A 23,293-nucleotide genomic window follows, 5' to 3' on the forward strand; every position below is an offset into this window, starting at 1 on the left:
CGGCGCATGCCTTTGTCCGTAAATGCTATGGTCGCCTACCTTCAATACCCCTGGGTTAAAAAACCATGAGCTCATTGCTGAAATTTCTTGGCACCGTGTTTCTGGCGGCCTTGCTGCTGCTGGGCGTCGGCGCCGCTGTCTATGTTTATAAGGGCGTTGCGTTGCAGAAGAACGCAGCCGCTTATGTCGAAACAAATATCCCCTTGATTGTGCAGAACTGGAACCCGGAGGAGGTGGTAAAGCGCGCCGCGCCCGAGTTCCTGGTTCCCGCCGTGCAAGAAGGATTGCCGGTGGTTTTTGGGCAGCTGTCTAAACTAGGCTCACTGAAAAATCTGGGGAAACCGCAAGGCGGGATCGTGGTCGCCGATCTTCAGCTGGCCTTTCGCGAAAACCGGGTTCATGTGGGCATCAATAGCGGACAAGTTCAACCGGTGTGGGCCGAATTTGTCACCGACGCCGACTTTGACGCGGGGCCGGCCAAAGTCAAGGTGATGCTGGTTCGCCGCAGTAATGATTGGCGCATCATGGGCTTCTGGGTAAGTCCGCCTGCCGCGGCCCCCGGGGGCTGAGAAGTCCTTGCTGCGAAGCGCCTGCAGCCCCCTTTTTCCATACATCGATGGCACGAACCAAGCCACCCGCCATCTCGCCGCGGTGGGTAAGCCTGGCGACCACCTGGGGCGGTTGATGTCGGCTACTATCGGCCAGATCCTGAGGTTCGCAACAGCTCACCTATGAAGACCGACTACAGCAGACTCGACTTTTCGATCCTCGATATTGTTGCAACGCAAGCGCAGTCACTTGATCGGATCCTGGCCGTCGGCACCGTGCGGAAAGTTGCCCTTCAGCTTGCGCGGCGGAGGGCTGGTGCATCGCCCAGTGAAAGCGCTGACGAAACCATCAAGGAAAGACTGCAGGCCCTGCGTCGCGCGGGAAAAATTGAGTTTGATCGAGCTACCTCTCGATGGATGGGGGCTCACAGCTTGCGGCAAGAGCGGACATTGGCAGAAACAGCTGACCCACAGGAATTCTCAAATGGTTTACGACAAGAATCAATCGCCGGTGAACTGGTACCTGGTGTCGTACCTGCTTCGTTTCATCGAACTGAACGATTCATTGAAGAATGACTACGAAGCGCGCTTCATGTCATGGGAAAACACGATTCTGGTCCACGCAACATCCCTCGGCGAGGCGTATGACAAGGGACGAAAAGTGGCGCGTAAGAGTACGAAGCCCTACAACGGTGGTCCCAAAGGCGGCGTACCCGTTCAGTGGAAGTTGGTCGGTATCACGCAAGTCCTTCCCATTTACGAGGCGCTCGAAGACGGCTCTGAAATTGCCTGGGCGGAGCGTGCCCCGCGCAAGCTCAAGAATCTGAAGCGGATGGTGGGGTCAAAGCGCTCATTCATTGAATAACTGACTGGAGCATAGCGTGGCGTTTTTTTGACGTCCAAATGCCATCAACAAGCACCATGAAATCACTCCCCGGACAAGCCTGGGGAAAGGAGCTCCAAAACGTATGACAACGCTACTCAGTTCGGTTTACGGCAATGAGGCCGGCCTCGTTGAACAAGTTAAAACCCATATTGCTCAAGGAGAGGACATCAACAGGGTCACCGAGTATGGGGAGTCGGCGCTTCGGGTTGCGTCCAAGCACGGTCGATTCGATGTCGTTGAAGTGCTGCTCAATGCCTCGGCAGATCGAGGTCAACTCGAATGGAGCAGCACGATGTATGAAGTTGTCTATGGCACACATGACAGCATCGGGAAATCGGTTGAGAAAAATAACGACCTTGAATCCGTTGACTATTGGGAACGAACGCCCTTCCTGATGGCGGTCCAGCTTGGCGACACCGGGAAAGCCCAGGCGTTGTTGGAGCTGGGTGCCAGTCGATTGGCGACAGGGCGATGCGGAAAGACACCCATGCAGTACGCCGTCCAGCACAACAACGTGGCGATGCTGAACTGGCTGGTGGACCAGGGGTTCGATATCGAATCCACGGATGAGTACCTGGAGACGCCTTTGATCGCCGCCGCCTCGCAAGGCATGGTTGACTGCGTGATATTTCTGCTTCAACGCGGGGCGGATATTCATAAAACCAATGACATTCCTGAGCAGGCCATTGAAGTTGCGGCAAATATGGAAATTGTTCGTATCCTGGTGAGCCATGGCGCCGATATCAATGACATCAGCCCAGAAATGCACGCCCGCTTGCTCGGGGTTGAGCATGATTCAGAGCCGGAAGTTTCGCCAGATGATTACGCTGCGGGGAAGAGTCGCCGGTTCGGTACCGCAAACCCCGAGGAAATTGACGACCCGTTCTGGCTTTCAATGATTCGTTCCGGAGCTACCGCGTGGAAAGCGGTCCAAAAATTCGCGGACTCGATCGGCGGCGGGCGCGCTCCGGTATGGAGCTACGAGCGATTCGGGAGGTCCACCACCATTCTGGACGATGGCCGCATCATTGAAATCGCCGGCGAACACGAGGACCACTACGACCCGGACTTCTGCATTTACAACGATGTGACGGAGTTCAACACGGATGGGACGATTCGCATCTTTGGCTATCCGGAGCGCGTGTTTCGTCCGACTGATTTTCATACCGCCACACTGATTGGTAACGCCATCCTCATCGTTGGTTGCCTTGGTTACCCGCAAGACCGGCAGTTTGGGCGAACCCCCGTCTATCGCTTGAATGTCACCAACTTTGAAATTGAAGAGATTGAAACCAGTGGCGATCACCCAGGATGGATTCGCAGGCACAAAGCCAGGCTTGATGGACAAGGCCGCATCATTGTTTCTGGAGGAGAAGTCGAGCGGGGTTTGAATACGCCCTCTCTCGAGAACATCGAGGAATGGGCGCTTGACCTCACGACCTGGGTCTGGACACGCAGCACGGATCGTCGCTGGCCCCAATGGACTTTTGCGCGACTTGACCGAAAACAGAATCACCTATGGAAAATTCGACAGGCGCTCTGGACTCGCAACTCAAACTGGAAGAAAGATTTCCAGAGTGACATGCTGCGGCTTTCTGAAAGTCTGGGCCATGAACCTGACCTCGATGCGGTGGCATCCATTTACCGTGTGGATGGCGTTACATCCGATGTTCCAGCAAAGGTTGGTGAAGACAAGATTCTCAAGGTTTATGTGGATGGTGTCGCCATCCGCATGAAAGAGAGCCATTGGCTTGTTCAGGTCATGGTGGAGGGAGATTTGCCTGAAGCAAAGCTGAACGCATTCAAGGAAGGGGTTCTCACCAATCTTGCTCGCCTGGAAGGCGTAGTTTGGGAAGTCGGTGAGCTTTGCGACGAGGCATGAAAAAGTGCAGACATGAATAAAAGCAAGCCGAAAACATTCATCCTGATCCTGTTGCCTGTACTCGCCGTGTTCGCGGGAACCTTCATTGCATTCGGGCCGTTTCAAGACCATGCGACTCGATCTCACTTGTCCTCGTTTTTTATGCACTTTGCATCTGGATATGGAGAGTCATGCTTGCGCTGGCCGTGGCGCTGGCCGTGGGGTGGGGATTGAGTTATGCCGTCCCGGCCAACGCCGGATACCTCAGTTATGCGCTTCTCGTTGCGGGGCTCGCCATGGGATTTTTTTGGCATGTGCGTCACCGGCGGAGCGTCGCAAAGGGTGATGAGCCTCTTGAGGCGCCCCTTATGAACAAGCCCTGAAGCCTGGAGTAAACATGTCTCTGAACTCCTTCTTCTCGAAATTCGGCCGGAAAGCGTCCCCGGAGCAGCCTGGGGTTTCGTCTGTCCATGCAACGTCCAACTGCAGCCGCTACAAGCATCCAGAGTTTCAGATCCGTGTATCAAGTACCGCGGTGCCGGCCGAAGACATCTCATGGCTTCTGCAGTTCTTCGAAAGCCGTGTCGCTCAGGGGGAAAAATTCCAAAGTGGCGAGAGCCTGCAAGTTGGCTGGATGCTCACGATGCTGGAAGACGGGCCGGGCGGGTCCTTGCGAGTCCTGGAGCCCGACATGCGTGTTGTGCCCGTGAAGTTTATCGATTCAGTCGATTCCGCGCTGAGGCATTTACGCAATCAGCAAGACATTGTCAGGAGCCTGGCCTCTCCGGTCGAGCTGGACTTCCCGTCGCTTCGCCAAAGTGCCGTCGTTCACGTGAACTACAAGGATTCGGTGCGAATCCTGCTCACCCGGAGCGACGCGGCCGACGGGACGGATTCCGGCTGGTGGCTCTCAGACCTGGATGACCAGGCGAGGTCCCAGGACCCGGCTCGCTTTTTTAAGACGTCTCTTTACCAGTTGGGCGTGGACCGTCCGGACCTGATCAAATTTTTTGCTGTGCCGGCGGGACTGCAAATCGTTGTGGACGGCGCGCGCATCGGCGTACTCCAGGCGGGCGACGAGGTGCCACAGATTCCTGGCTCTTACCTGAGCGAACTTAACAAGCTCTGATGAACAAGCTCTGACTTCGCATTCATGACTCAAGCGATGGATCCGCGGTGTTTGCCATCAGTTTTGCGGTGGTGATGAATTCGTTCACCGTGCTGGAAGGCGTTTCCTTGTTCCAGACGATGCCCACGGCCCCGAATTTCACTCTTCTGTCAATTTTGATGCGGTGCAAAGTGCCTCGCACCATCTGGACCTGGGTCATGGCCTCTGAGCACGCGCCAATGTAGTCGCCATGGTGCAAAAGGGTAATCAGTGTGGTGATGGCCGATGTCTCGACTTTCGGGGTAATCCATGCAATGCCCGCATCGACAAAGGCGGCGTCCAGCTGGCTTCGCATCGCGGTGCTCTTTTGCGGTGTGATCCATTGCCTGTCGGCCAGGGACTTCAAGGTGTGCAAGGACGTGTCGCCCCACAGGGGGCTGCCGCGGCCCACGACGATACAGATATCGTCCTCAAACAGAATCTCATGCACCAGCTGGCCCTGGTAGGCGCGGGCATCCAGCATGCCGACGGCGATGTCCAGCTCCTTTCGGGCCAGTTGCTCCAGCAGGTTGCTGAAAGGCGCTTCGGTCACGGTGATGGAGACGTCGGGGTGCTCCTGCTGAAAACACGCCACCGTTCTGGGGAGCAGTGAAGCGACGCCCGCCCATACCGTTCCGATACGCAGGCAAGATGATTTGCCTTGCGCGGCGGCGTTCAAGGCCTGGCCGGTTTTGGCCACATCACCCAACACGCTGATGGCGAGCTGCTTCATCAGTTCGCCCGCAAGGGTCAGTTCCAGTCGCCGGCCCCGAATGATCAGCGGTGCTTCGACCAATGCTTCCATTTCAGCCAGCCAATGAGACATCGCCGGTTGGGTCATATGCAGCCGGGTTGCCGCCTCCGTCAGCGTGCCGGCTTCTTCCAGGACGAGCAGCGACTCAAGATGGCGCACCCTCAACTTGCGCGCCCATGTGTAGCCATTTGGCAAATCTGACATAAGCGTTTGTTTATGGCTGTATAGATTAATTTCAGTGGCGTTGAAATGTATTTAGTGGAAATAATGAATTTCCGCGTCTAAAGAGCCTGGCCAGAAGCTGAGAATTTCATTTTGGCATAAGTTTTTTACATGCTTCGACCCGCTGGATTTCATTTCGAACAGTGGTTGTTATTTCCGATGCAAATCGGGTTTGAGTGAGAAAGTTTATGGAAAACACAGGTATTCAGCGCCGTTCTGTCGTGATGCTGGCCGCAGCGGCCGCATTGGGTTCCCAATCCGCGCTGGCCCAGGAATATCCATCCCGGACCATCAAACTGGTGGTGCCCCAGGGCCCGGGTTCAGGCGCCGACGCCACGGGCCGTCAGTTTGCCGACTTTTTGGCCAAGTACCTCAACACCTCGGTCATCGTTGACAACAAGCCCGGTGCCAATGGGATTCTGGCCGCATCCACCGTCGCCAAGGAGAAGGCGGACGGCTACACCGTATTCCTCAGCAGCGTGTCCATCGCGAGTTTCAATCAGCACCTGTACAAAAAAGTGCCCTACGACGCGATCAACGACTTCACCTATATCGCTCCCGTTGTGGACGCCAGCTTCATGGTGATTGCCAGTAAACGAAGCGGCATCAAAACCTGGGCGGACTTTTTGAAAAAGGCGCGCGCGGAACCCGGCGGCCTGACTTTTGCGAGCGGCGGCCTGGGCAATTCCACGCATCTCTACATGGAAAAGATCGCAAGGGACCTGAAACTGGACTTGCGCCATATCCCCTACAAAGGCTCAGGCCCCGCACTGATGTCGGTGGTTTCGGGAGAAACCGATCTCATGTGTGTGACGACGGTGTCAGCCTTGCCCCAAGTTGATGCGGGAACCGTCATTGCCTTGGCGCAGTCAGGAGAAAAACGTTCAGCCCGTATGGCGAACATTCCGCTTGTCAACGAGCTGGCGCCTCAAATGCCCGCCTTGCCCGGCTGGTACGCGCTGGTGGGGCCTGCGGGCATGCCGGCGGATGTCGTCAAGAAACTGTCAGCGGCCGTGATCGCCTTCCTGGACGATGACCAGAACAAGAAGAAACTCAATGAGCAGTTCCTGTTCCCGATTCCCGGCACCAGTGAGCAGATCAAGAACCGCGCCCAGCAAGAGTCGAAGATCTGGGGCGACCTGATCAAGACCCTCAACATCAGCCTGGATTGATCAGAAACATGTCGGATCTTGATTTGAATGGTGGCGCATGGAAGCTGGCGCCCAGCCAGTATGCGGAAAAGCGTCCTCCCCAGTGGAAAGTAGGCGCGCCGCGCTCCCGGTACCTGACGATGCAGGATGGATGCCGTCTCGCGCTGGACGTCTATTTGCCTGAAGGCGGTGAAGGCGGTGAGGGCGGCGCGGCCCCCGCGGCATGGCCGGTGATCGCCGTCATGACACCGTATTACCGGCGCTTCAAGGTGAGCGCGCCGGGCGCTGAGGCTGCTCCCAATATTGCAAGCTACCGTGACTTTTTTGTGCCTCGCGGCTATGTGCTCGTGGTGCTGGATGTGCGGGGCAGCGGCTCCAGTTTTGGCCGGCGTGACGCGTTTCGTTCGCCCAGGGAGCGCGGCGACTATCTTGAGTTTGCAAACTGGATTGCGGAACAAGCCTGGTGCAACGGCTCAATTGGCGCAACGGGAATTTCCTACCTTGGCGCAGCCTCCTGTTTCCTGGGGAGCACGGGGCACGAGGCGGTCAAGGCCATTGCGCCGCTGTTTGCCGTGTCCGACACTTACAGCGACCATGTGTTCCCCGGCGGCGTGATGTGCAAAACAGTCACGTCCAACTACGACGACCTGATTCGCGCGCTGGACTGGGATTTGCGTGATGAACTGAAAGCCTACGCCTACTTCTCCGATCCGCGCTACGCCGGGCCTGCGCCCGTCGACGACGATGCAGACGGCGTATTGGTGCGGCAGGCCATCGAGGAGCACAAGGACAGCTTCATGCTGCGCGACATGGCGCCGGAGATGGCTTACCGGGAGGAGCCGGTGCTGTATGACGCCGCGCTTCACAGTGGCGCATGCAGTCCTTACTGGTATCTCAACGAAGTGGCCGGCAAGGTTGCGGTGTATTCCGCGTCCGGCTGGTATGACGGGAGCGCGTTTGTGCATGGCGCCATATCCCGTTTCATGACATTAAAAGGCCCCAAGGATCGTCTCCTGCTTGGCCCTTGGGACCACGGCGCCCGCACGAACGGCTCTCCCTGGCGCACCGCCGGCCAGAGTGCCTCCGAGTTCTCCATCCTGTCCGAGGTGTTGCGGTTTTTTGATGAACACCTGGCCGGCATGGATACAGGGTTGGAGGCCGAAGCGCCCGTCCACTATTTCTGCACCCATGCGGAAGAGTGGAGAAGTTCGGCGACCTGGCCGCCGGCCGCACAGGCCACGGACCTGTACCTCAAGGGTGGCAAGCTGCTGCCTGAACGGCCAGGTCAACCGGGGGTGGACCTTCTGCAGACGAAGTTCACGGTGTCCAGCGGACGCAATACGCGGTACGAGCGCCTCGCGGCGCAGGCCATCGTGGACTACTACAAGGACTGGCCGGAGCACGAAGCGGACATGTTGTCCTTTGTCTCCGACCCCTTGCCCTCGGACCTTGAACTGGCGGGCCATGTTCTGCTGGAGCTGGCGCTCAGTTGCAGTGAAGGAGACGGCGCCATCTTCGCTTACCTGTCGGAACTGGATGCGGACGGCAGGCTCATCTATATCAATGAAGGCTGTCTCCGGTTGGCGCATCGCGCGACAAGCAAGGCGCCCGACAACTACCGGACGGCCTGGCCGTTCCGCGATTATTCGCGGCGCAATGCCCAGCCCATGACGGCGGGAAAGACTGAAGTGGTTCAGGTCGCCCTGTTGCCGATCAGCTGGAAGCTGTCTGCCGGGAGCAGGCTGAAGCTGTCGCTTTCGGGTTCTGACGCCGAGCATTTCATGCAGGTTCCCCACGGCCGCCCGCCGCTCTTTACGCTGCAGACGGGTGGTTCGCAGGGATGCCGTTTACAGCTGCCGGTGGTGACAGGCAAAACAAAAGCGCCTCAATAGTCAGCCTGCTGTACGGATCGCGATCAAGCTGCGTCAAGAGCGCTATTGCCCCTTGGAGGCTCGCCACAAAAGCGCCAGGCAGCAATGAAATAAGCAGCCACAGCGCGGCATACGCCGAAGTCTTTCGGGCTTGGTCGGCTGCTCAGCGCCGCGTCGCTTCGCAAGCCATTCGCAAAAATGCGGCCGACTTCAGCCGTGGAAGCGGCTGGGGAATTCTGGGCCGCCGACATATCAGGCATCACCGGGCTCACGGTGCCCGTGCCGGCAGCCGGCGCCGCACTCAGGTCCCTGCGGAACAGGGAATCCACGGCGTAGGCGGAACCTTGGTCGTGTTTGCCGTGTCCGCGGCCCCGCCGGCACCTGCTGCTGCCGCGACCGCTCGCTGCGGCGCCCATCCCAGCCTTCCCCCAGCGGGAGAAGGAGCCATGCAGGAAAACGTCAGTGCAACGCGACGGTCGGCCAGTTGACGTCGATACCCAAGCCGGCACGCGCGAGTATTTGCGCAATCTGGTTAATCCGCGCATCCACATCGGTCACCGGGCTGTCGCCCAGGCTGAATTTGGCGACTTCCCAGTTGCGCACCCGGCGATCACAGGGGCGAAGGGCCAGGATGGCGCAGGCCAGGTCCGGCCTCTCACTGGACAGGCAGGCGTTGAGCCGGGCGACAAGCAAGGCCTCCGTAACCGCGATGCGGGAAGGCGATGCTTCTCGTTCGCGGAGTTCGATAAGGGCAGCTTGCGCAGGCACTTCAGCCCCTGGCGGACATCAGTTCCTGTTTGCGCGCAGCCATTTGCTGGCCCAGCGCCACCATGTCGATTTTGGTCTTTTTGGCCTTGGGGAACATCTCGGTGTGCTCTTCCTTGACGTGGTGCTTCACGAACTCGCCCATCACCTTCACCCTGGCGTCATACATTTCGCCGTCAGGTGTTTTCCCTTCGACCTGGGCAATGAGGTCCTTGACCGATGCGTGCTCCACATTGGCTTCCGGGATCAGTTCATGGTCCTTCAAGGCAGCTTTGACGGCGGGGTAGAAAATCTCTTCCTCGATTTCGGTGTGCACCGTGAGCTCCTTGCAGATCTTGGCGACGATGGCGGCCTTGCGGGTGTCCGAACGGGTTTTCTCAAACTGTTCGAACAGGTCGGAGACCACCTTGTGGTCGGCGCGCAGCAAGGCGATGGCGTCTTGGGGCGCTGCCTTGCGGGCTGGGCTCTTTTTTGCGGGGGCTTTCTTCGCTGCGGTCTTTTTTGCGGTTGCCATGGTCTGTCCTTTTATGCGTGGGTTCTTCGTGGTTGGGGCCTGAGCCCACCAGCGGAATCGCTGGCAACCGAATTTCGCCCGGCCGCGCCGCGGCGTGTGTCGGAACGCCCGCTACATGCACGTAGGCCGAATACGATCTGTTGCCTTGGCGATATAAAACCGCGGCATGTCAAAAGACGTAGCTGCGCGCGAAGGCGCCGGCTATTTCCCGCGCGGGTTGGTATTGGAATGGCGCATAAAAAACCGGACCATCGCCTGGCTGGCATTCGGCCCCTTGGGGTCCGTGAAGGAACCGGCGGCGTCACCGCCCGCCCAGGCGTGGGGAGCGGACTGGATGGTCCAGATTTCCACTTGCGCTGTGCCTGCCTGGTCGGTCCACCGGACAACGCTTGATTCGCGTCCCTCGCTGGAAGGGACCTCGCTGCGCGTGGAGGAAAGATGGATTCCCTCACGGGCCCGGGAGGCCACTTCCTCCTGGGCAATCGCGTCCGCATTGGCGGGTGAAACTGTTTTGTCCCCGGACCCCTGGAAGATGATGGTGGGAAGCCCGATCGCGCCCAGGGCGGCCGACTTGCCGGGCCCCCTGCGCATGGCGGTGAATGCGGACGCGACGTCCCTGGCCGCGCCCGGCGCGAGGCCGGAATGCACACCCACCGCCGCGAACACCTCGGGGTACAGCTTGCCGGCCAGCGCGGCCATGGCCCCACCGGCGGACAGCCCGGCGATGTAAATCCTTGCCGGGTCCGCCCGGTGAAGTGAAGCGATGTGAGACGCGAGCGCCGCGATCATCGCAGGCTCTCCTTCGCCGCGGGCCTGGTGTGCCGGCTCAAACCAGTTCCAGCAGCCCATGCTGTTGGCCTGGCGCAATTGCTCCGGGTACACCACGATGAACTTCTCCCGCTCGGCCACGGCGTTCATCGCCGTTCCGGCGGCGAAGTCCGCGGCGTCCTGTTTGCAGCCGTGCAGCATGACGACGACCGGCAGACCCGGCCGGGGATGGCTGGGGACAAAGACTTTGTAGGGGTAGCGGTGTTTGCCGGATTCAAAGGTGCCGGGGCTGAATGAGGACGCTACGGGCGCGGGGGCCGGGGTATCCGCAGCTTCGGCTGCCCCGGCGGTTTCTTCCGGAGAAACGAATTCACGAAACGCCACATCTTCGACGTCGGCGGCCGGGCTGTAAAACACCGGCTTGCCGTGCGGCACGGGCGCGTGCGGCATGTCCACCACGGGCCCGTCATCCGCGGATGATCTCTCCGCCTTGTGGGCAAGTCCCAGGCCCTGCTGGATCGCCAGGGTCGCTTCCATCAATTTGCCCCCCAGCGTCAATTCCCTGGCCCTGAGCATCGCATCGTGAAATATCCGCATGGTGAATCCTTTGTTGCATCGCAGCATTTTGGGCGATGAGACCCATTAGCAAGGGGCCGGCACCGCCTTTTTGTAAGCGGAAGCCGGGCGATGGTGCAAGGAGGCGCGCCGCCGGAATACGCGCTGGCGGTTGCGGTGGGGCGAGATACATCCATGAGATCAGCAGGCTGAACGGAGTGGCGGACCAGCCCATGGCGTGCTGCTCCGGGTTGAATCGCAGGGAGTGGTGTGGAGTCGTTGGATCGATGATCGACAGGATCAATGATCAGGGCGGGAATTCACCATTTCCGTTTTTTGCCGCGAGGCCCTAGGCTTGCCAGCTTTGCCCACTTCATTCTTGCCCACTGCCCCATGAAAAAAATCGCCGTCCTCCTGGGAAGCCTGCGCACCCATTCTTTCAGCCGCAGCCTGGTACAGGCCCTGGCCCCGATAGCGCCGCGGCCGCTGTCCTTCGACATCGTGGAAATCGGCGACATGCCTTTCTACAACCCCGACCTGGAGGGCGATGACGCGCCCGCGGCCTGGCAGGTGTTTCGCCGGCGCATCCTGGCGGCCGACGCCTTGCTGTTCGTCACGCCCGAATACAACCGCTCGGTGCCGGCTGTGCTGAAGAATGCCATCGACGTGGGTTCAAGGCCTTACGGCCAGAGCGTGTGGCAGGGCAAACCCGGCGCGGTCATCAGCATCTCGCCGGGGCGGCTGGGCGGCTTTGGCGCCAACCACCATTTGCGGCAGTCGCTGATGTGCCTGAACGTGGTCACCATGGCCACGCCGGAGGCCTACATTGCCGACGTGGCGGCATGCCTGGACGGGAAGGGCGGCTTTGCCGATGACGAGACCCAGGCTTTTTTGCAGAGCTATTTGCAGCGCTTCGCGAGCTGGGTGCAACTGAACACCGTCGCGCCCGCCATCGTCTAGGCTGCTTCAGGGCGGGCGCGCGGCGCCTTGGTTCGCCCGGCGGAAACGGCCGGCCTGGCCCGCTTGCCGGCGCCGCTTGACGCTTTGACGGGTTCGGCTTCCGTTGAATAGGTCTTGGGCCGCGAGGTGCTGGCCATGGCGGTCTTGCGCAGCAGCGCCGCGAAGGCGCGGACGGCGCGTGTTTGCGGCCTGTCTTCCTTGAACAGCAGCCCCGGTGTGCGCAGCGGGGTCGGGTTTTCCATGGGCACGACGGCCAGGCCCGTCATCTGCCCCAGCGCGTTGGCCGCCACGATGGCCCCGACCTGGATACGCGCCACCACGCCCAGCATGGCGGCGATGGTGTTCATTTCGGCCACGACGTTGGGCTCGGCCCCGGCGGCGGCAAAACATTCATCCAGCAGGCGCCGGGTGGAAAAGCTCTGCGGCAGCAGCACCAGCGGCTCGCGGTGCAGCTCGATCATGCGTATGCGCTTGCGCGCGGCCAGCGGATGGGAGCTGGCGACCACCAGCACCAGCTCTTCGTTGAACAGCGGCTCGAAGCGCAGGTCGCTGCGCTGCTCCGGCCTGTAGGCCACGCCCATGTCGAGTTCGCCGGCATCCAGGCGGGTGGCGATCGCGTCGGCGGAGAGTTCCTCGACCACGACCTTGACGGTGGCGTTGCGCGACAGGAACACCGCGATGCATTCGGGGATAAAGCCGAGGTTGAAGGTGTGGGTCGCGCCTACCCGCACCACGCCGGACATGGACGCCGGGCTGGTCTTGAGCTCGCCCAGGCCCTGGTCGATTTCCCGCAGGGCGCGCGTGGCGTAGGCCAGGAACACGCCGCCGGCTTCGGTCATGACGACGCGTTTGCCGATGCGGTCGAACAGCGGCTGCCCGACTTCGTCCTCGAGCTGGCGAATCTGGTGCGACAGCGTCGACTGCGTCACATGGACGCGCTCGGCGGCCCGCGTGAAGTTCAGCGAACCCGCCAGCGCGATGAAATAACGAAGGTGTCTCAGTTCCATGGCGCTCGCCTGTTGATCGATGCCATCAATGATAACCAAATAAATTAATCATTTTGGTCTTTGGTGCAGGCCACTTACGCTCACGCCATTGCGCTTCAAGCCGCCCCCGCCGGGGCACCAGAGACAGCGGGAAGCCGCGGAGACAAGCATGCACCACAAGGGAATTTCCAGGGACGAGGCCTGTCGCCAGGGCCGCTGCGCGCCGTCCACTAACCCCGCCAACCCTTTTTTCAGACATCCCCAGTGAAGGAACAAACACCCATGCCGAAGGTATTGGAAGGCATCACCGTGCTCGAACAGGGCACTTTCATCACGGGTCCCGCGGCGGGCATGCTGCTGGCCGACCTGGGCGCCAACGTCATCAAGATCGAGCAGCCCGTCACCGGCGACCCCTTTCGCGCCTTCAAGGGCGGCCTGTACAGCCCGCACTTCCAGACCTACAACCGCAACAAGCGCAGCATCACGCTGAACACCAAGGACGCGGAAGACGCCAAGGTGTTTGACGAACTGGTGCAAGGCGCGGACGTCTACATCCAGAATTTCCGGCCCGGCGCCGCCGAGCGCCTGGGTGCGGGCGAGGCCCGCCTGCGCGCGCTCAACCCGCGGCTGGTCTACTGCGCCATCAGCGGCTTCGGCCAGACCGGGCCCGCGGCCGGCCGGCCGGCGTATGACACGGTGGCGCAGGCCGCCAGCGGCTTCCTGAATTTGCTGGTCAACCCCGAGAACCCGCGCATCGTGGGGCCCGCGATCGCCGACGCGCTCACGGGCTTTTACGCCGCCTACGGCATCCTGGGCGCGCTGGTCGAACGCGGGCGTACCGGCGTGGGGCGCTCGGTCGAGGTCTCCATGCTGGAAGCCATGTGCCACTTCAACCTCGACGCCTTCACCCACTTCTTCGCCGAGGGCGAGGTCATGGGCCCTTACAGCCGGCCCAGCGTGTCGCAGTCTTACACCCTCAAGTGTTCGGACGGCAAGTGGGTGGCGCTGCACATGTCTTCACCCGAAAAATTCTGGCGCGGGCTGGCCGAGGCCATAGAGCGGCCCGACATCTTTGACGATGCGCGCTTCAGTTCGCGCGAGGCCCGCATCGCGCACCAGGACCAGCTGATCGCGTTGCTCGGCAGCATCTTCGCCACGCGCCCGCGCGCCGAATGGTGCCAGCGGCTTGAGGCGCAGGACGTGCCCTATGCGCCCATGTACGACACCAGCGAGGCGCTGCAGGACCCGCAGGCCAAACATATGCAGCTTGAAATCCAGGGCACGCACCCGGTGCTGGGCAAGTGGACCACCGTGCGCTCGCCGGTCAGCTTTGACGGCGTGCGCCCCACCGACGTGGTGCCGCCGCCCATGCTGGGCGAGCACAACGAGGAGATCCGGGCGTCACTGGCCGCGGCGCTGCGGGCCGCGTGACGCAAGGGATGCTGACAGGCAAAGAAGGCAAAGAAGGCAAAGAAGGCAAAGAAAGCGAATAAGCGATTCGGGAATTCGGCAGTGGTTTAAAAAATAACAGGAGACACATCGTGAACGCATCCACACTATCGGCAGAAGCCGCCGTCGACACGGCCCCCGGGAAGGCGGCGGGCAGCACCCCCTGGGTTCAACTGGTGCTGGGCATGGTCGCCATGATGGCGATCTCCAGCCCGCAATATGTCTGGGCGCTGTTTGTCCAGCCGCTGCAGACCTCGCTGGGGGTTTCGCTGTCGGCGCTGCAGGTCACCTTTGCGCTGTTCAGCATCTTCCAGTGCGGCATAGGCCCGGTGCATGGCGAGCTGGCGAGCCGTTTTTCTTCGCGCACCTTCGCCGCCATGGGCGGCCTGCTGGTCGGCCTGAGCTGGGTGAGTTCGGCCTACGTCACCTCGCTGCCCTGGCTGTACCTGACCTACGGCGTGCTGTCGGGCATAGGCACGGGCTGGGTGTACGTCGCCGTGGTGGAACTGATGGTGCAGTGGTTCCCGGCGCGGCGCGGCTTTGCCGTCGGCATGGTCGCGGGCTGCTACGGCTTTGGCGCCATCGTCACCACCTTCCCGATTGCGGCCAGCATCCGCGACAACGGGCTGCAAAAGACTTTGGTGATGTTTGGCATCGCGCTGGCCGTCATCATCGTGCTGGCCGCCCTGGGCATGAAGCGTGTCGTCTCGGCCAAGGACCCGGTGGATGCCGGGCTCGCCGCGCCGGTTCCGGTGGCGCCCGGCTATGCACCGCGCGAGATGCTCAAGACGCCGCTGTTCTGGCTGATGTTCCTCATCATGGCCATGGTCGCCACCGGCGGGCTGATGGCGATCTCGCAACTCGGCGCGCTGGCCAAACATTTCGGCATCAGCAGCGAGACCGCCGTGCTGGGCATGGCGGCCCTGCCGCTGGCCCTGACGCTGGACCGCATCGCCAACGGCCTGACGCGCCCCTTCTTCGGCTGGGTCTCCGACCGCATAGGCCGCGAGCCGACCATGCTGATCGCCTTCATGCTCGAAGCCTTCGCCATCCTGATGCTGCTGAAGTTCGGCACCAACCCGGCGGCCTTTGTGGTGCTGTCGGCCGTGGTGTTTTTCGGCTGGGGGGAAATCTATTCGCTGTTCCCCTCGCTGCAGGCCGACGTGTTCGGCGTGCGCCATGCCGCGAAAAACTTCGGCTACCTGCTGATCGCCACCGCGGTGGGCTCCATCCTGGGCGGCCCGCTGGCCGCGCTGCTGTATGAAAAGACCCAATCCTGGGACCTGATCATCTACATCATCGTGGTGATGGACATCGCCGCCGCGCTGCTGTCGATTGCCGTACTCAAGCCCATTCGGGTGCGCTGGGTGGCCCAGGCCCGGCAAGACGGCCGGCTTTGATTTTCACGAACGGACAGGAGTGCGCGCGTTATGACGACAACCATCCAGCAACTTGAACTCACCCAGGCGGTGGTCAACAGCATCGCCAAATCGCGGGACCCGCGGTTCCGCCAGCTCATGGGCAGCCTGATCGTGAAGCTGCACGAGTTCATCCGCGAGGTGGACCTGACGCCCGAAGAGTGGATGGCCGCCATCGAATTCCTGACGGCCACCGGCAAGACCTGCACCGACAAGCGCCAGGAATTCATCCTGCTGTCGGACACGCTGGGCGCGTCCATGCAGGTCGTCATGCTCGCGCAGGCGCGTGCTTCGGCGCAGGCCAGCGGCCGCTTGCCGGCCACCGACGCGACCGAGGCGACCGTGCAGGGCCCGTACTACTGGCCGGGCGCACCCGACAGGGAACTGGGCAGCAACATTGCCGAGGGCGTCGCGGGCGAACCCGCGTATTACACCGGGCAAGTCACCGACACCGAGGGCAAGCCGCTGGCCGGCGCGCTGCTCGACGTATGGTCCGGCGACGGGGAGGGCGTGTACGACATGCAGGTCGAGGGCCAGACCGAGATGCTGGCGCGCGCGCGGTTCCGCACCGACGCGCAGGGCCGCTACGCCTTCTGGTCCATACGGCCGAGTTTTTACCCGATTCCCATGGACGGCCCGGTCGGCAAGATGATCGAAGGCATGGGTAAACACCCGAACCGCCCGGGGCACATCCACTTCATGCTCTCCATGCCCGGCTACGCGGGCGTGACCACCCACCTGTTTGTCGCCAACAGCCCTTACCTTGATTCCGACGTGGTGTTCGGCGTGCGGGACAGCCTGGTGGTGGATTTCGAACGGCACGAGGCGGGCAAGGCGCCCGACGGCCGCGACATGGACAAGCCCTGGTGGTCGGCGCGGCACGACTTCCGCCTGGCGCCGGCCAGGCACTGATTTCTCCCACCCCCTTCACCAACCCGAAGAAAGCACCATGAAAATCGGCAAAGCGACCGTGCCTCGCACCTCCATCAGCACCTCCAACGAGGACACCATCGTCGTGCGCGGAGAAGACCTCTGCAAGGACCTGATCGGCAAAATCTCCTTCACCGACTACTTCCATCTGCTGGTCACCGGAAAGCGGCCGACCCCGGCCGGCACGGCCGTGCTGGACGCGACGCTGGTGGCCATCGCCGAGCACGGCCTGGTGCCCAGCGTGCAGGCCAGCCGCATGACGCTGGCGGCCGCGCCGGACGCGCTGCAGGGCGCGGTAGCGGCGGGCATTTTGGGTTGCGGCTCTGTCATCCTGGGCGCCTCGGAAACCGCCGGCAAGCTGTTCATCGAAGTCGAGGAACGGGCCAAGGCTGACGGCAGCGACATCGACGCCGCGGCCCTGGCCGTGCTGCAGGAATACCGCGCGGCGCGCAAGGCGATTCCCGGCTACGGCCACCCGCTGCACAAGGCGCGCGATCCGCGCGTCGAGCGCCTGTTCGCCGTGGCCCGGGAGCACGGCGCCAACCTTCATTACATCGCCATCGCCGAAGCCATAGAGCGGCAAATACCGCAGCTCATCGGCAAGGACCTGCGCCTGAACGTCTCCGCCGCCATCCCCGCGGTGCTGCTGGGCATAGGCTTCCCGCTGCTGGCGCTCAAGGGCGTTCCCATCCTGGCGCGCACGGCCGGGCTGATCGCGCACATGACCGAGGAGCTGGAGCAATCGATAGGCTTCGCGCTGTCCTACCAGGCCACACGCGAACTGGTCTACGACGGCGAGCTGCCGGCCGGGTTCTCCGCCACCGCAGCCGCCACCCATTCCTGATTTCGAGACGACACCGGACGCCAGGTCCATTTTTTTCAACAACCAAGAGGCCCGCATGACATCACTGCAAACAGAGACCGCCATCCGCATGGTTTGGCGCACATTGACCGCAACGGCGCTGGGCGCCGCGCTGCTGGCGGCCTTGCCGGCCGCCGCGCAGGGCGATTACCCGAGCCGGCCCATCAAGATGATCGTGCCCTTCGGCGCGGGCACTTCCACCGACACGGTGGCTCGCATCCTCGCGGACGCCATGGGCAAGTCCCTGAAGCAGCCCATCATCGTGGAGAACAAGGCCGGCGGCGGCGGCTCCATAGGCACGGATTTCGCCGCGCGCGCACCGGCCGACGGCTACACGCTGGTAATGGGCACGGTGGGCACCCACGCCATCAACAAGACCATGTACCGCAAGCTGCCCTACGACCCCATCCGCGATTTCGCGCCGCTGGGCCTGATCGGGCAGACGCCGACCCTGCTGGTGGTGAGCGCCGACTCACCCCTGAAGTCGCTGAAGGACCTCAAGGCGGCGGCCGCCAAGCCGCCCGGCGTCAGCTTCGCATCGGCCGGCAACGGCACCTCGGGCCACCTGGCCGGCGAGCTGCTGAAGTCCAAACTCGGCGGTGAAATGGTGCACATCCCTTACAAGGAAGGCGGCATGGCCATGTCCGACGTGATGTCCGGCCAGGCCCACTTCATGTTCTACCACCCGGCCGCCGTCATGCCGCACATCAAGGCCGGCAAAATGCGCGCGCTGGGCTCTTCAGGCGCGCAGCGCAGCAGCGCCGCGCCCGACGTGCCGACCATCAACGAGCAGGTGCCCGGCGGCGGCTTCGACCTGGTCGCCTGGTTCATGCTGTACGCACCGTCGGGCACGCCCACGCCGGTGCTTGAGAAACTGCGCGGCACCGTCAACGCGGTGCTCGCCAGCCCCGAGATAGCCTCCAAGCTCGCCGCACAAGGCGTTGAAAAGAGCACCGTCAAGCCGGCAGATCTTGGTAGTTTCTCGCTGCGCGAGATCTCGAAGTGGGCCGAGCTGGTCAAGCGTTCGGGTGCGCAGGTCGACTAAGCCGCCAGTTTTTCAGCGCGGCGCGCGCGGCCTCATAGCCGGCCTGGATCGCGCGCTCCTGCGAGTCCCGGGCGGACATGCCCGGCACGCTGACGGCCGGCGCGATCAGCACGTCGGCCTCCGCCATCTCCGCGGCGGCGACCAGGCAGCTCTGGGTCTGCATGACCCGGCTGAGGATGGTGGGCACGGACAACCCCTCGGCGCGCGGGCCGTGGCAATAGATGTCGACGGCGATCACCGTGTCCGCGCCCATGGCCCGCGCAAAGCGCACCGGGACCAGGCTGGTGATGCCGCCGTCAACGAGGTGGCCGGCCGGGTAAGCCACCGGCACGTTCACGCCCGGCACGGCGGATGAGGCCTGGATGGCGCGGCCGGCGCTCCCCTTGGCGATGAGCACGGCTTGCCCGCTTTGCAGGTCTGTGGCCACCGCGGCGAAGCGCACCGGAAATTGTTCCATGGGCAGGCCGTCCACCCAGCCGGCCAGCTTGTTGCCGCGCATGATGCCGCCGGAGCTCCAGGTGAAGTCCAGCAGCGAGGACACCTTCAGATTGAGCGCGGCCGACTCGATCTGCGCGGCGCTCATGCCGCTCGCATAGGCCGCGCCCACCACGGAGCCGGCCGAGGTGCCGACCACGATGCCGGGCCGGATGCCGGCTTCTTCCAGCGCCCGCAGCGCGCCCACATGCGCAAACCCCCGCAGGCCGCCGCCGCCCAGCACCAGCGCCACGATGGGGCGGCCGGTGGCGGCGGCAGCGTGGCGCACTTCCGCGAGCCGTTGCGGCGCCAGGTCCGGCGGCGCGGCTTGCCCGGCCTGTCCTGTGATGGCGCATCCGGTGATCGCCGCCGCTGCCAGGGCGGCCGCGGTGCAGAGGAGTTTGTTCAGGGGTTTCATGGTGTGCCGCCGCTACTTACTTCTGCGAGGCGATGGCCACCGCATCGGCGCCCGCCGGGTAGTGCAGGGTGGCGCCCGCATCATTCGCCGCGCGCCACACCGCTTCGGCCACATCGGCCGCCGTGGTCACGGCGCTCATGGTGCCCAGCGAGGCAAAAATGCCTTGCGCAAACGGCGCATAGGGCTCGGGGATCAGGCCCTGCATGCGCTCCGCGCCATTGGCCGTGAAGCGTGTGCCCGGCCCATAACCCGGCTCGACCAGCTTCACCCGCACATTGAAGGGGGCGAGCTCCAGCGTGAGCGATTCGCTAAACCCCGTGATCGCCGTCTTGCTCGCCGTGTAGGCCGCCACCAGCGGCATGGGCGCCAGCGTCACCGTCGACGTCACGTTGACCAGCAGGCCGGCCTTGCGCGCGCGGAACTGCGGCAGCACGGCCTGGGCCATGGCCATCATGCCGAAGGTGTTGGTTTCAAAGATCTCGCGCACCGTGGCCATGGGCGTGGCCTCGAAGGCGCCGAAGAGGCCCAGGCCGGCGTTGTTCACCAGCACGTCGATGGGCCCGGCGGCCTTTATCGCGGCCGCGATGCTTTCGGGCTGGGTCACGTCCAGCGCCAGCACGCGCATGCGCGCGTCGCGGGGCAGGGCGTCTTCGCGCGGCGTGCGCATCGTGGCGATGACATTCCAGCCCTGGGCGTGGAAGTGGCGCGCGGTTTCCTGGCCGTAGCCGGACGAGCAGCCGGTGATCAAAATGGTTTTCATGGTGTGTTCCTTGGGGTTGAAGGTTTGCTTGGGAGGTGCGTAACGATATCGCCCAGGGGCAGGACTTACTACAATACGGAGTCCACATTTTGTTTGCAGGAGTCCTGTATGGTCGATCCCCTCGCCGAAGTCATCGCCTTGCTCAGGCCGCGCGCCGTGTATTCGAAAGTGATCAGCGGCGCCGGGGCCTGGGCCGTGCGCTACTCGGCCTTCGGTCAGCCCAGCTTTTGCGCCATGCTGGAAGGCGAATGCGAACTGGCCGTGGACGGGCAGCAGCCCCTCACGCTGGCCGCCGGGGATTTTTTGCTGATGCCGGCCACGCCGGGTTTCACCATGTCCGGCGCCGCCCCGGCGCCCCCGGTCTTCCTCAACCCTAAAACCATGCCGCCGCCGGAAGGCGAAATCCGCCACGGCAGGCGCGAAGGCCCGCCCGACGTGCGCATGCTGGGCGGTTATTTCGCCTTTGATTCGCCCGACGCGGGCCTGATGGTCTCGCTGCTGCCCTCGGTGCTGCACCTGCGCGGCATAGGGCGGCTGCCGCTGCTGGTGCAGCTGGTGCGGGAAGAGTCGCTGGAACAGCGGCAAGGCCGCGAACTGGTGCTGGCGCGGCTCGTCGAAGTGCTGCTCATCGAAGCGCTGCGCGGGGCGCCCACCGAAGGCGCGCCGCCGGGCCTGCTGCGCGCGCTGGCCGACACCCGCCTGGCCGCCGCAGTGCGCCAGATGCACGGCGACCCCGCGCGCGCGTGGACGGTGCCCGAGCTGGCAAGGACGGCCGCGCTGTCAAGGTCGGCCTTCTTCGAACGCTTCTCCCGCGCCGTGGGCCTGCCGCCCATGGAATACCTGCTGGCCTGGCGCATGGCCCTCGCCAAGGACTTGCTGGGCCGCAGCGGCGTCGCCCTGGCCGAGGTGGCCGAACGCGTGGGCTACAGCTCGGCCAGCACCTTCAGCACGGCTTTCAGCCGGCATGTGGGGCAGGCGCCCGGGCGGTATGCGCGGCTTGCATCGGCGGTCACGGCCTAGTCCCCTTCAAGGGCGGGCCTGCTCACGCGGCCAGGGCCGGCCTGGTTGCGCGTGCCACACCCCGGTGCAACTGGAACACCGAGACCGCGCGCGACAGCTGCACCGACTGCTCGTCCAGGCTGGCCGCGGCCGCGGCGGCCTGTTCCACCAGCGCCGCGTTCTGCTGCGTGGCCTTGTCCATGTGCGACACCGCCAGGTTGACCTGGTCTATGCCGCTGCTTTGCTCGCGGCTGGCGGAGGTGATCTCGCCCATGATGGTGGTCACGCCCTGCACCGATTGCATGATCTCCGTCATGGTCTGGCGCGCTTCGCTCACCAGGCAGTTGCCCAGCTCGACTTTTTTCACCGAGTCGCCGATCAGCGTCTTGATCTCCTTGGCCGCGCCGGCCGAGCGCTGCGCGAGGCTGCGCACTTCCGAGGCGACCACCGCAAAGCCCTTGCCCTGTTCCCCGGCACGCGCGGCCTCCACCGCCGCGTTCAGGGCCAGGATGTTGGTCTGGAAGGCGATGCCGTCGATCACCGCGATGATGCCCGCGATCCTGTTCGCCGAATCGCTGATGTCGTTCATGGTCGCGCCGACACGGGCCACCGCATCGCCGCCCTTGGCCGCCACTTTCGAGGCCGAGACCACGAGGCGGTTGGCCTCCAGCGCGCTGTCGGCGTTCTGTTTCACCGTCGCGGAGAACTCCTCCATGCTGGCGGCGGTTTCCTCCAGGCTCGAGGCATGCGTTTCGGTGCGGCTCGACAAGTCCATATTGCCCGCCGCGATTTCGCTGGTGGCCACGCCCATGGAGGCCACGTTGGCGCGCACGTCGCCGATGATGGCGACAAGGTTCACATTCATCTGCTGCAGGGCGCGCAGCAGCTGGCCCATGTCGTCGCTGCGCCGCGTTTCCAGCTTGCCCGACAGGTCGCCGCCGGCAATGGTGCGCGCGGCGCGCGTCGCGGCGCGCAGCGGCAGCACGACGCCCACGTGCAACGCGTAAGCCAGCCACAGCACGCCGGCCACACCCAGGGCGGCGGCAGCGGCAAACCAGCCGGCCGCACCTTCGCCCAATGCGTTGAAGCCGGCCCAGCCCATGCCGATGAACAATGTGGTCATCACGGCCAGCGCAGCGCCTATGCGAATGCGCATCGAAAGGTTGTTCAGCGCGGCCCAGACACCGGCCAGGCCGGTGCGCACCGCCTGACCCTGGCGTATGGCGACGCCATCGGCCTGCCCGGCCATGATGCGGCGATAGAGCTGGTCGGCCGCCTCAATCTGTGCGCGGCTCGGCTTGTTGCGCACCGACATATAGCCGGTGGCCTGGCCGTTTTCCATGACCGGCGTGACGTTGGCGACGACCCAGTAGTGGTCGCCGTTCTTGCGCCGGTTCTTGACCATGCCGTTCCACGGGATGCCCGCCTTGAGCGTGTCCCACAGGTCGGCGAAGGCCTCGGGCGGCATGCCGGGGTGGCGCACCAGGTTGTGCGGCGCGCCCAGCAGTTCCTCTTCGGAATAGCCGCTGACCTCCACGAAGTAGGGGTTGACGTAGGTGATCCTGCCCTTGAGGTCGGTCTTGGAGACGATGGGCTTGCCGTCCTGCATGGCGTATTCAACATCGGTCACCGGTAGATTGCTGCGCACGAGCGTTCCTTGTTCTGAATCAACATCACGGCTTGGCCCATTCACTGCATAAGCCTGGCTCCACCCGAAGCGCTGTCCGATGTGAAAAGTTTACGCAGGGCGGGGTGCTTCAGGCTTGATCTACATCAAGGGCGGGGCCAGCTGGCGCGGGCTGGTTTGAAGCCTGGCTTCCGCATTGTTTCTGTTGTGTGGATCTCGCATTGTTCGGTCTGGCCGTGCTGCCGGTGAAAAGCAGGATTTACACATGGGATTTCGGTTTAAAAGCTATAGTGACGATCACGAATGCGCGCGCATCGGAGTCG

The 23,293-nt window shown here is 63.1% G+C and carries 22 protein-coding genes; 14 read left to right on the forward strand and 8 right to left on the reverse strand.

What is annotated here, in order from left to right; translation table 11 throughout:
• Nucleotides 1-65 precede the first annotated feature (65 nt).
• From ACLV8F_RS14445 to ACLV8F_RS14465, 5 genes are all read left to right on the forward strand, one after another.
• A complete protein-coding gene (locus ACLV8F_RS14445) occupies nt 66-569 on the forward strand; it encodes a hypothetical protein (RefSeq protein WP_411884892.1) in 504 nt (167 codons plus the stop codon).
• 463 nt (nt 570-1,032) lie between these two features.
• Entirely contained in the window at nt 1,033-1,413 is a 381-nt protein-coding gene (locus ACLV8F_RS14450) for a DUF4288 domain-containing protein (RefSeq protein WP_411884893.1), read from the forward strand.
• Between the two features lie 103 nt (nt 1,414-1,516).
• Nucleotides 1,517-3,316 (forward strand): ankyrin repeat domain-containing protein, encoded by a 1,800-nt coding sequence (locus ACLV8F_RS14455; protein ID WP_411884894.1) that lies wholly within the window; start codon nt 1,517-1,519, stop codon nt 3,314-3,316.
• Nucleotides 3,317-3,486: 170 nt separating this feature from the next.
• Nucleotides 3,487-3,678, forward strand: a complete 192-nt coding sequence (locus ACLV8F_RS14460; RefSeq protein ID WP_411884895.1) for a hypothetical protein — start codon at nt 3,487-3,489, stop codon at nt 3,676-3,678.
• Between the two features lie 14 nt (nt 3,679-3,692).
• Nucleotides 3,693-4,424 carry a hypothetical protein gene (locus tag ACLV8F_RS14465; RefSeq protein WP_411884896.1) on the forward strand — a complete coding sequence of 244 codons (732 nt, stop codon included), beginning with the start codon at nt 3,693-3,695 and terminating at the stop codon, nt 4,422-4,424.
• 22 nt (nt 4,425-4,446) lie between these two features.
• Here ACLV8F_RS14465 and ACLV8F_RS14470 read toward each other — a convergent pair whose 3' ends face one another.
• Nucleotides 4,447-5,400 carry a LysR family transcriptional regulator gene (locus ACLV8F_RS14470; protein WP_411884897.1) on the reverse strand — a complete coding sequence of 318 codons (954 nt, stop codon included), beginning with the start codon at nt 5,398-5,400 and terminating at the stop codon, nt 4,447-4,449.
• 206 nt (nt 5,401-5,606) lie between these two features.
• Between ACLV8F_RS14470 and ACLV8F_RS14475 the strand changes: the two genes are divergently transcribed.
• Both ACLV8F_RS14475 and ACLV8F_RS14480 read left to right on the forward strand, forming a co-directional pair.
• A complete protein-coding gene (locus ACLV8F_RS14475) occupies nt 5,607-6,590 on the forward strand; it encodes a Bug family tripartite tricarboxylate transporter substrate binding protein (protein WP_411884898.1) in 984 nt (327 codons plus the stop codon).
• 8 nt (nt 6,591-6,598) lie between these two features.
• Entirely contained in the window at nt 6,599-8,461 is a 1,863-nt protein-coding gene (locus ACLV8F_RS14480; protein ID WP_411884899.1) for a CocE/NonD family hydrolase, read from the forward strand.
• Nucleotides 8,462-8,899: 438 nt separating this feature from the next.
• Here ACLV8F_RS14480 and ACLV8F_RS14485 read toward each other — a convergent pair whose 3' ends face one another.
• The 3 genes from ACLV8F_RS14485 to ACLV8F_RS14495 form a co-directional block, all read right to left on the reverse strand.
• Nucleotides 8,900-9,133 (reverse strand): hypothetical protein, encoded by a 234-nt coding sequence (locus tag ACLV8F_RS14485; protein WP_411884900.1) that lies wholly within the window; start codon nt 9,131-9,133, stop codon nt 8,900-8,902.
• 76 nt (nt 9,134-9,209) lie between these two features.
• Nucleotides 9,210-9,719 (reverse strand): hemerythrin domain-containing protein, encoded by a 510-nt coding sequence (locus tag ACLV8F_RS14490; protein WP_411884901.1) that lies wholly within the window; start codon nt 9,717-9,719, stop codon nt 9,210-9,212.
• A gap of 201 nt (nt 9,720-9,920) precedes the next feature.
• Nucleotides 9,921-11,084: an alpha/beta hydrolase family esterase gene (locus ACLV8F_RS14495; protein WP_411884902.1), complete on the reverse strand. Its 1,164-nt coding sequence runs from the start codon at nt 11,082-11,084 to the stop codon at nt 9,921-9,923.
• Nucleotides 11,085-11,435: 351 nt separating this feature from the next.
• Between ACLV8F_RS14495 and ACLV8F_RS14500 the strand changes: the two genes are divergently transcribed.
• Nucleotides 11,436-12,002, forward strand: coding sequence for an NADPH-dependent FMN reductase (locus tag ACLV8F_RS14500; RefSeq protein WP_411884903.1), 567 nt, complete (start codon nt 11,436-11,438; stop codon nt 12,000-12,002).
• Here the strand turns inward: ACLV8F_RS14500 and ACLV8F_RS14505 are convergent.
• Complete coding sequence (locus tag ACLV8F_RS14505) at nt 11,999-13,009, reverse strand: LysR substrate-binding domain-containing protein (protein ID WP_411884904.1); 1,011 nt, start codon at nt 13,007-13,009, stop codon at nt 11,999-12,001. The genes ACLV8F_RS14500 and ACLV8F_RS14505 overlap by 4 nt on opposite strands.
• Nucleotides 13,010-13,270: 261 nt before the next feature.
• Here ACLV8F_RS14505 and ACLV8F_RS14510 point away from each other — a divergent pair, with 261 nt between their 5' ends.
• The 5 genes from ACLV8F_RS14510 (at nt 13,271) to ACLV8F_RS14530 (ending at nt 18,692) form a co-directional block, all read left to right on the forward strand.
• Nucleotides 13,271-14,419, forward strand: a complete 1,149-nt coding sequence (locus tag ACLV8F_RS14510; protein ID WP_411884905.1) for a CaiB/BaiF CoA transferase family protein — start codon at nt 13,271-13,273, stop codon at nt 14,417-14,419.
• A 110-nt stretch (nt 14,420-14,529) separates the two neighbouring features.
• Nucleotides 14,530-15,837 carry an oxalate/formate MFS antiporter gene (oxlT, locus tag ACLV8F_RS14515; protein WP_411884906.1) on the forward strand — a complete coding sequence of 436 codons (1,308 nt, stop codon included), beginning with the start codon at nt 14,530-14,532 and terminating at the stop codon, nt 15,835-15,837.
• 30 nt (nt 15,838-15,867) lie between these two features.
• Nucleotides 15,868-16,767, forward strand: coding sequence for a dioxygenase (locus ACLV8F_RS14520; RefSeq protein ID WP_411884907.1), 900 nt, complete (start codon nt 15,868-15,870; stop codon nt 16,765-16,767).
• 37 nt (nt 16,768-16,804) lie between these two features.
• Nucleotides 16,805-17,629 carry a citryl-CoA lyase gene (locus tag ACLV8F_RS14525; protein WP_411884908.1) on the forward strand — a complete coding sequence of 275 codons (825 nt, stop codon included), beginning with the start codon at nt 16,805-16,807 and terminating at the stop codon, nt 17,627-17,629.
• Between the two features lie 55 nt (nt 17,630-17,684).
• Complete coding sequence (locus tag ACLV8F_RS14530) at nt 17,685-18,692, forward strand: Bug family tripartite tricarboxylate transporter substrate binding protein (RefSeq protein ID WP_411884909.1); 1,008 nt, start codon at nt 17,685-17,687, stop codon at nt 18,690-18,692.
• Here the strand turns inward: ACLV8F_RS14530 and ACLV8F_RS14535 are convergent.
• Nucleotides 18,664-19,584, reverse strand: a complete 921-nt coding sequence (locus ACLV8F_RS14535; protein WP_411884910.1) for a patatin-like phospholipase family protein — start codon at nt 19,582-19,584, stop codon at nt 18,664-18,666. The two genes, ACLV8F_RS14530 and ACLV8F_RS14535, sit on opposite strands and share 29 nt — an antisense overlap.
• A 16-nt stretch (nt 19,585-19,600) precedes the next feature.
• Nucleotides 19,601-20,344, reverse strand: a complete 744-nt coding sequence (locus ACLV8F_RS14540; protein WP_411884911.1) for an SDR family oxidoreductase — start codon at nt 20,342-20,344, stop codon at nt 19,601-19,603.
• Between the two features lie 108 nt (nt 20,345-20,452).
• On the opposite strand from ACLV8F_RS14540, the gene ACLV8F_RS14545 reads away from it, so the two are divergent.
• Nucleotides 20,453-21,364, forward strand: a complete 912-nt coding sequence (locus ACLV8F_RS14545; RefSeq protein ID WP_411884912.1) for an AraC family transcriptional regulator — start codon at nt 20,453-20,455, stop codon at nt 21,362-21,364.
• Between the two features lie 22 nt (nt 21,365-21,386).
• Here the strand turns inward: ACLV8F_RS14545 and ACLV8F_RS14550 are convergent, their stop codons facing one another.
• Nucleotides 21,387-22,991 carry a methyl-accepting chemotaxis protein gene (locus ACLV8F_RS14550; RefSeq protein WP_411884913.1) on the reverse strand — a complete coding sequence of 535 codons (1,605 nt, stop codon included), beginning with the start codon at nt 22,989-22,991 and terminating at the stop codon, nt 21,387-21,389.
• Between the last annotated feature and the right edge of the window lie 302 nt (nt 22,992-23,293).

Origin of the sequence: Polaromonas sp. YR568, from assembly GCF_943369675.1 — a bacterium.
Classification (GTDB): domain Bacteria; phylum Pseudomonadota; class Gammaproteobacteria; order Burkholderiales; family Burkholderiaceae_C; genus Polaromonas.